This is a genomic window from Methanosarcina sp. UBA5, from assembly GCF_002505485.1.
GTDB lineage: Archaea > Halobacteriota > Methanosarcinia > Methanosarcinales > Methanosarcinaceae > Methanosarcina.
In genome coordinates this window covers 105,455-112,594 of sequence record NZ_DAVG01000076.1, presented here as the reverse complement: position 1 = coordinate 112,594, position 7,140 = coordinate 105,455, and the positions used below count along the sequence as shown (strand labels likewise).

8 protein-coding genes and 2 pseudogenes are annotated in these 7,140 nt (G+C 39.2%); 3 read left to right on the top strand and 7 right to left on the bottom strand.

Going from position 1 to position 7,140, the window contains the following annotated elements; all coding sequences use genetic code 11:
• The first annotated feature begins 1,113 nt into the window (after window positions 1-1,113).
• Window positions 1,114-1,461 (top strand): hypothetical protein, encoded by a 348-nt coding sequence (locus BP621_RS07795; RefSeq protein WP_292388959.1) that lies wholly within the window; start codon window positions 1,114-1,116, stop codon window positions 1,459-1,461.
• A 152-nt stretch (window positions 1,462-1,613) separates the two neighbouring features.
• Here the strand turns inward: BP621_RS07795 and BP621_RS07790 are convergent, their stop codons facing one another.
• On the bottom strand, window positions 1,614-1,847 hold the full coding sequence (locus tag BP621_RS07790) for a hypothetical protein (RefSeq protein ID WP_292388958.1): 234 nt from the start codon (window positions 1,845-1,847) through the stop codon (window positions 1,614-1,616).
• Between BP621_RS07790 and BP621_RS07785 the strand changes: the two genes are divergently transcribed.
• Window positions 1,744-2,007, top strand: a complete 264-nt coding sequence (locus tag BP621_RS07785) for a YjbQ family protein (RefSeq protein WP_349682058.1) — start codon at window positions 1,744-1,746, stop codon at window positions 2,005-2,007. The two genes, BP621_RS07790 and BP621_RS07785, sit on opposite strands and share 104 nt — an antisense overlap.
• 125 nt (window positions 2,008-2,132) lie before the next feature.
• Here the strand turns inward: BP621_RS07785 and BP621_RS07780 are convergent, their stop codons facing one another.
• Window positions 2,133-2,630: a serine protease gene (locus BP621_RS07780; protein WP_292388957.1), complete on the bottom strand. Its 498-nt coding sequence runs from the start codon at window positions 2,628-2,630 to the stop codon at window positions 2,133-2,135.
• A gap of 444 nt (window positions 2,631-3,074) precedes the next feature.
• Window positions 3,075-3,674 (bottom strand): annotated as a pseudogene (locus tag BP621_RS17200) (sensor histidine kinase); the annotation flags it as partial.
• Window positions 3,675-3,686: 12 nt separating this feature from the next.
• Between BP621_RS17200 and BP621_RS07770 the strand changes: the two are divergent.
• Window positions 3,687-3,948, top strand: a pseudogene (locus tag BP621_RS07770) (IS1634 family transposase); the annotation flags it as partial.
• Window positions 3,949-4,211: 263 nt separating this feature from the next.
• Here BP621_RS07770 and BP621_RS07765 read toward each other — a convergent pair.
• The 4 genes from BP621_RS07765 to BP621_RS07750 form a co-directional block, all read right to left on the bottom strand.
• Entirely contained in the window at window positions 4,212-4,883 is a 672-nt protein-coding gene (locus BP621_RS07765) for a diphthine--ammonia ligase (protein ID WP_292388955.1), read from the bottom strand.
• Between the two features lie 120 nt (window positions 4,884-5,003).
• Window positions 5,004-5,903: a carbohydrate kinase family protein gene (locus BP621_RS07760; protein ID WP_292388972.1), complete on the bottom strand. Its 900-nt coding sequence runs from the start codon at window positions 5,901-5,903 to the stop codon at window positions 5,004-5,006.
• Between the two features lie 249 nt (window positions 5,904-6,152).
• Window positions 6,153-6,539 (bottom strand): DUF555 domain-containing protein, encoded by a 387-nt coding sequence (locus BP621_RS07755; RefSeq protein WP_292388954.1) that lies wholly within the window; start codon window positions 6,537-6,539, stop codon window positions 6,153-6,155.
• Window positions 6,540-6,822: 283 nt separating this feature from the next.
• Window positions 6,823-7,104, bottom strand: a complete 282-nt coding sequence (locus tag BP621_RS07750; protein ID WP_292388971.1) for a DUF357 domain-containing protein — start codon at window positions 7,102-7,104, stop codon at window positions 6,823-6,825.
• Window positions 7,105-7,140: the final 36 nt, after the last annotated feature.

Sequence of the window (7,140 nt, the reverse complement as noted above, 5' to 3'; positions counted from 1 at the left end):
GTATCGCTAAATTCAATTGAAGCTATCCTACTTTATCAATCTGTTGATATCTGAAAAGTCGAATTTTCCGGTTTTTTACATCACTGGAAAACTTGTGTCTATTTCAGCTATTGTAAGAGATGGTTAATGAGTGTATCAAGACACCAGAAGGAGACTATTACCGGCGGGGACTAAAGCCAAGGCAAGAAAAAATAGTTGTAGAAAAGATAGTCATTTGAGAAAGGTATTTTAAAAACTGAACATATCTTTAAAACAGATGCCAGGGATGGGATTCGAACCCACAAATACCTTCGTAAACGGATCTTAAGTCTGGCGCCTTTGACCTGGCTTGGCAACTCTCGTATGTTGATTTTTTATTAAATCTTACAGCTCAATTTCTTTTAATCACTGCATGGTTTAACCCTTATAGTAGTTGAGAGAATGGCTGTAACAGGTTTAAAATAGCTTTCATTTTAGACGCTTACTTTTAGAGACTTGAGAGGAAAGAAGGAAGATTCAGACTCATTTTTAGTGGCCAAAAAACATAATCTCAAAAGTGATATATTACCCAAAAGCTCTAAATATTATTCAATATTAGTTCTTCTGCATCATTCAGGATAAAAGTATTTGACAGGTTACAATATGTAAATAATTACTATCTATGTAATTTACTATAAATCGGGACTTGCTTCCAATATGAGAAGCATATAGCTGTCACTGAGAACTTTATCTAGTGACCAGAGTTCCCGATCAAAATTACTAGTATAACTTTGTGTTAAAATGTATACCAAAAATAAAGTGTGAACCAGGCATAAATGAGAGATGACTGAGAGAATAAAATCAAAAGAAATATACACATTAAGAAGTAACACAAAACAAACTAGCTCTTTATCATACCTTAAACAACGTGTATATCTTCTGTATATAATCTAAATGATTTTACCCAAAGTATATATAATTATATTATTCAATATATATTATACAGTCTGATAAATATGAATATCTATTATTAATAATCTGCCGAGGGAAAGCTGATTGACAAACGAATCGAATAAAAATTGGATAAAAATAGGTGGAGTTTTGCTGGCAGTCTTTGTTATATTAACTTTGATATTAGGAGTAAAATTATCGGGTATGAAATCCCCCGACTACCAGCATGGCTACGAAGACGGCTACCGAGCCAGTTACAAGAATGCTTTCAATAGCAACTATTACGATGTCAAAGCTGGCTTATTAGGTGACAATAGCAGTTACAACGAAGGTTACATACACGGCTATGATGAAGGCTACCCCGATGGTCAATTAGACCTCGGAGCCCATCAGGAAAACGGAACCAGTCAGGCTCTCGAAGCTAGCCAGAATAATAAAACCAGCCAAAATAATGAAACCGGTAAGGATAATGAGACCAGCCATAACAGTGAAACCAGCCAGAGCAGTAAAACCAAGCAGGGTCGCCAAATTAGCTATAAGAGTGAAAGTTAAGGCAATTGGCGTTATAGAATCCGAAAATGGGTATCTCCGCACTCTTTCCTGATTTTTGCGTCGATCATGCTCTTTACAAGCCGTGCAGCAGTAGAAAGACAATCGGGAGATTTCTCAGATATTTGGAAGAATTTATTAATCGGAGTCTCCAATCATCTTTTCACGCCTGTGGAAACAAGGGAAATCTCAGTAACTGGGAAAGAGGACTGCGGAATTGTTGATATTACCAAAGTGATCTCAGAAGAAGTAAGAAAATAAAAAATAAGAACCGGAACGGTTACGATCTTTTGCATTGGGTCAACCGGAGCAATAACTACAATTGAATTTGGGCTCAATCTCTCAAAAGATGTTTCTGAAACGCTTGAAAAGCTAATCTCTCTGGACAAGGATTATCACCACTACAAACCTTGGGGAGATTATAACGGAGGCTCGCATTTAAGAGCCATGCTCATCGGCCCGAGCCTTACAGTGCCTTTTGTTGAAAAAACCCTTACTCTTGGAACGTGGCAACAGATTGTGTACATTAACTTTAACATGATTGAATAGGTAAGAAGAAGTGTGTTGTAGATTCTCGGGGACTTTTAACTACTTTGTTTCTTAAAAGAAAAGTTTCTTTAAGAGCCACGTTATTAAAAATTATTACCTAAAAAAAGCTATTCGTAAAAAGAGTCTTATTTGCTTAAGATCGATTTTTTCTTAATCCTAGTTCCCAGGATGCGGAGAATACTGGAAGAGATTGTAATCCCCATGCAATTGTTCAGCATCACCGAAAATATAATCCCAATTATCTTCCCTGCCTGCAGGATAGGGGAACTGCTATCCCCCGGTTTCGGCATATCAAGGCATCGAAAGCCCAGATAAAGCAGTGAAGCTCCGGCATTAATTACCTTGCACCGGATAATATGGATATCATTGACAAGAAAAGCTTCCTCTAGTTCAGCTGCACTACCAAGCTCGGTAATTTTAACCATACATTCGGGAGGAAGCTCTATCAGAGCCAGATCGAAATCTTTCAAAATTCTAGTAACAGCAAGTCTCATTCCATCAGCTATCAAATGTTCTCCTTCCTCCCGAAATATATGAGAAACCGTAGCCATGTAAGGCAACTCTCTTTGAGTAAAATAACAGCGCCTATAGTGCGCATTTTCCCATATCGAAAAAAGGACCACCTGCTTTTATAATAAGCTTTCATCATAAGTTCTAATCAATCTACCGATTTCACCTAGATTTATTTCCGTCGAATACCCCGCTAGCTTGCTGCGGGGATGGAAAACTTCCCCGGTAATCGTTGATGACTATATAATTATCAATTCCATTTTTCGGTTATTAACTTCTGCTCAAACTAAATTGTTTTGGGCTATTATTTCCTTTAACGGAATTTGGAGCGGTGGCGCGAACATACCCCGTTGCTTGCAGCGGAGTGCACCAGCGCAACTTTGATTTCATGGAATTTCTAATCTTTAATGTTAAATTGCGCTTCATTCATATTTAAGGAACTCAGATGGCTGATTCTAAAAAATAAGGCAAGAATCCTGAGTATTTATCATCCTATTGCTTCTGCATAAAATAAAAAAGTCTCTTACGAAAAAGAGAATTAAAAGCTTATTCCGGACTTAAAGAAAGTATGAAAATTTATAATTTTTTATTAATTTTTCTGCTGTACTGAATTTTATAGTAAATTTGGCTCCTTTATCCCTTTTTAGCTCGATTTCACCGTCTAATTGGTCAACAAGAATGGACACAAAGCTGCAGATCAAGCGTTTCTGAATTTTTAAAATTGAGATCTTTGGGGATTCCAGTTCCATTATCTGAGACTATGAGAGTATACCTGCTGCTTTTATCGGTAAGTTTCTCTTCATTATTCAGTTTCTCTCCAGCCTCCTGACTGAAGAGTTTTATTTGGATTTCCCCGTTGTTTCTGTCTGGAAATGCGTATTTTAAAGAATTGGAGACAAGTTCGTTAACAATCAGCCCTAAAGGAACTGCAGTATCCATATCAAAGAAACATTCTCTTCAAGATCCAGATTTAAGCTAATATTGGAATCTCCAAGTATATACGTGCGGAAAAGATTCTCAACCAGTCTCTCCAGATACGGTGAAAAATTCAGTGTGTCGATTTTTCCGCCTTCATGCAGTTCTTCATGGATAAGCGCCATAGATATGACCCTGTCCTGGCTTACCCTGAAAGCTTCGAGAATTTCCGAATCCTTAACGCATCCCCGGTTATTAACGTTAAGCCGTTGAGAGTTTGGTCGGATGATAGCGTTTATGGATCTATTATCCTTGGATTTATCGCTCAATTATTCATATCGCTGATGCGATATGAATTTCAGGAGCTAAAACACATATCTACAAAATTCATTAAAAAAACTTGAAGAATTTGACACTTACAATCGAGTTCAAGGTAAGTGGAATCAAAAACTATATTTTTGCGAGTTTTGACCGATCAATAGCTTAATCATATCAAAAAAGAGTGGAACTACATAGAATATATAACAAATTTTTATAAATTTAAAAGAAGTGTCAAGCACAATTGAACCAAAAAAGAAGGGTAATATTCAGTACCAATTAGTGGATACTGTCAAACTAGGGATCAAAAGTAAAAATTAAAGAATAAAAAGCGAAAATTGAAGAATCTAAAGTAAAAAAATTATGTTTTAAAGAATTGCAGCGCTTATAGCGCTTCTAAAATATGAAATAGATGAAACCGTCTTCTGGATTCACCTGTTTTTCAGGAAGCTTTTTGAGAATCAGTTTTTGTCGACGAGTTTTGCTTCCAGGATCTTTAAGGAACCAGTGTCGCCTTGCCATTCAACTTCACTTTTTACAATCTCAATCCGTTTTTTATAAAAGGGAGCATCAAGCACAACAGTCTCATATTCTCCACCTTCTCCGGCCATATGGACCATGTACCGTTTATTCAGGGCTTTGAGATGTTCGATTGAGTTTACATTTATAGGACGACCTAACCATGATTTGTCGAGACCGTCAGCTGCGACCCTGACAATCCGAATATCGAGCACTTTTGACATCTCGTTGAGCAATTCTTCAGGATCCCTATGCCAGAGCGGAGTATAGACCTTAAGCCCCAGGGAGTCGCAGATCTTCTTCACCCTACCTGCCTGATACTGGGATTCAATCGCACCTACAGATACCCCATCCACATCTACTTTCTTGAGGGCAAGGGTCAGGTCATCCAGTTCAAGTTCCTTTATTCCGCTGGACTCTTGCTGGACCAATGGGATTTCACAGGCGGCAGAGATTAGTTCTACCATGTGGAGGTTGACGGAATGGTACATGTAGGAATCGTCCCTTGCGGGAACAATATTAATCAGGTGGGTGACCTCATGCCCTTCCTGGAGGGCTTTATATATGGCAAAAATCGAGTCCTTGCCACCGGAAATCAGTGCTGCGAGTTTCATCTGCATCCCTTTTTGTTTAATCTCTTTTTTCGTACGTCGGGGGTTATAATGCGTGGATCATTAAGTAATATTTTATATACTTTTTGACTTTTGATCATGCTTTCTTCGGCATTTGTAATTTCAGCATTCTTTCTCAAGCCTTCCAAAATTGGTCTCATAACGGACTTTCATCTCTTTCCAGGTAGGAAGACCTGTCTGGCAGCCCCGTGTCTGTACGGCAAAAGAAGCTACAGTAGACCCTATTTTTCCACATGTGGAAAGTGGGTATCCTCTGGTGAGTGCGAGAAGGAAACCTGCCCTGTAGGCATCTCCTGCCCCGGTGGGATCTGTAGCTTGAACAGAAATCACAGGAATTAAGAATTCTTCATTACCTGTATAGATCCTGCTGCCCTTGGAATCGTATGTGACCACAATGACGTCGATCATAGCCTTGAGTTCAGAAAAACTTTTTCCGGTCATCTCTGAAACTCGCTTGATCTCGTGTCGATTCGCAAAAAGGATGTCAGTATGAGCGAGTATGAGTTCGAGGTTTTCTTTCGAGTAAGTAACAAGATCCTGGCCCGGGTCGAAGGATACGAAACCGGCAATTTGTGCGAGCTTCGCGTTATACATCGAGTCAGCGGTTGCAAGATGGACAAAATCTACAGGTTCGGGTTCCAATTCTTTGAATTTCGAAGAGGCTCCCCAGTAAAAATAGGTTGTCTGGTTGTCTTCCCTGTCAGTGAAAATAAAGGCTTTGGAAATTTTCAGGTCCTCAATTCTATAAAGGTGGGAGAGGTCAACATTCGCTTCTGTAAGGAGTTTTTCATATCCTGAACTTACAAAATCCGTACCTACAGAGGAGATCAGCTGGCTCTTTCCCCCCAGCTTTGCAATGGCAACTGCAATATTGGCAGCCCCTCCGCCAGGGTATTCTTCATAGTCAATGACAGGAGACGACTCGTTTTTTCCTGCGATTTTTTCAACATCTACAATGTAATCAAGGGCGGTATGCCCTACGATGGAAATTACTCTGTCCATGTAGTGTCCTCTTTTTTCATGGGTTGTGAAAAAGCCCGGGTCTTTGTGCCGGATCAAACTTTAAAAACCAAGCCTGAAGGAGAGATAAAACTTGCTTTTTTTGCTGGGTTTCGATTAACGATAGGTATTCTTTTTTCACCAAGGGTCTCTTTTCAGCCTTATAAAGTCAGATCTGAACAAAACCCAGAGGCATAACTAGCCGCAGCATAATGTCTTATTCTGTCCCAACAGGTTCTTAGAAAAAAACTGTTATTTGCCTGTTTTGCTCTTCTGCTGTTCGCCCTTCTCGGCTGCCCTTTCGAATTCGGTGACCTCAACAACTGTCAACGGAATGTCCCTTAGAGATTTTCCTATCACGGATTTTGCGATCCTTTCCGCATGTTCGGCAGACTCGGCATCAAAAACCTTCATCTCAAAAACAAGACCTACAAGAGCGGTGTTTGCTGCTATGAAAACACTGCTAAAGGGCTCACCACACACTGGGCAGGATGTAGTGCCCACGTCAACCTCTACGAAATCCAGTTTAGGATTCAGGCGTTTTCCAGCTTCTGAAATCGCGACTCCTATAGCATCATCAGCCGTCTTTACATCTCTAACCAACCAAGCTGCTTCAAGTACCACATGGAAGTTTTTCATTATTATCCACCATAATTATTCTGTTATGCACGTTTTTCAAGAAGATTTCCCGATTGGGAAAAGTTTTCCACAGGATCTAAAGAATAGAATAAAGTATATAAATTGTTTCTGCCTCAAATAGAATAGTATCACGTTTGATTTTATATGGTTTTTCAGTTAAGTTTTTAATTCTTAGTCCTGAAACTTTAATCCTTCCAATTAGGGAATCTATGCTTTCTCCCCGGAATCAGAGTTAAGGCATTTTCATTTTCTTTTATTCTTCCTCTTTTATTCTCTTTTCCATTTATATAGTAAAAAGAGTTTCATCATCGACTGCAAAAACCCCGAGTTTTGCTCCCGCATCAAGCCAGGCGTGACCATAGCTGAATGAGGCCAGAGCATTTACAGGATCGCTATTCTCCAAAAAATACACCCCATCTTTATAGTAGGCTTCTGCCATTGTATAATAATCCTTTGCAACGGCATACATATGAGATCCCTGGATTGGGGCATATTTGGCTTTCTGGAGGGCTCTTTTTAACATATCCTCGTATCTTTTGACTTTTTCATCCAGATCGGCAGGCATCATGATCACCAGAAGACGCTTTTAATATAATTCTCT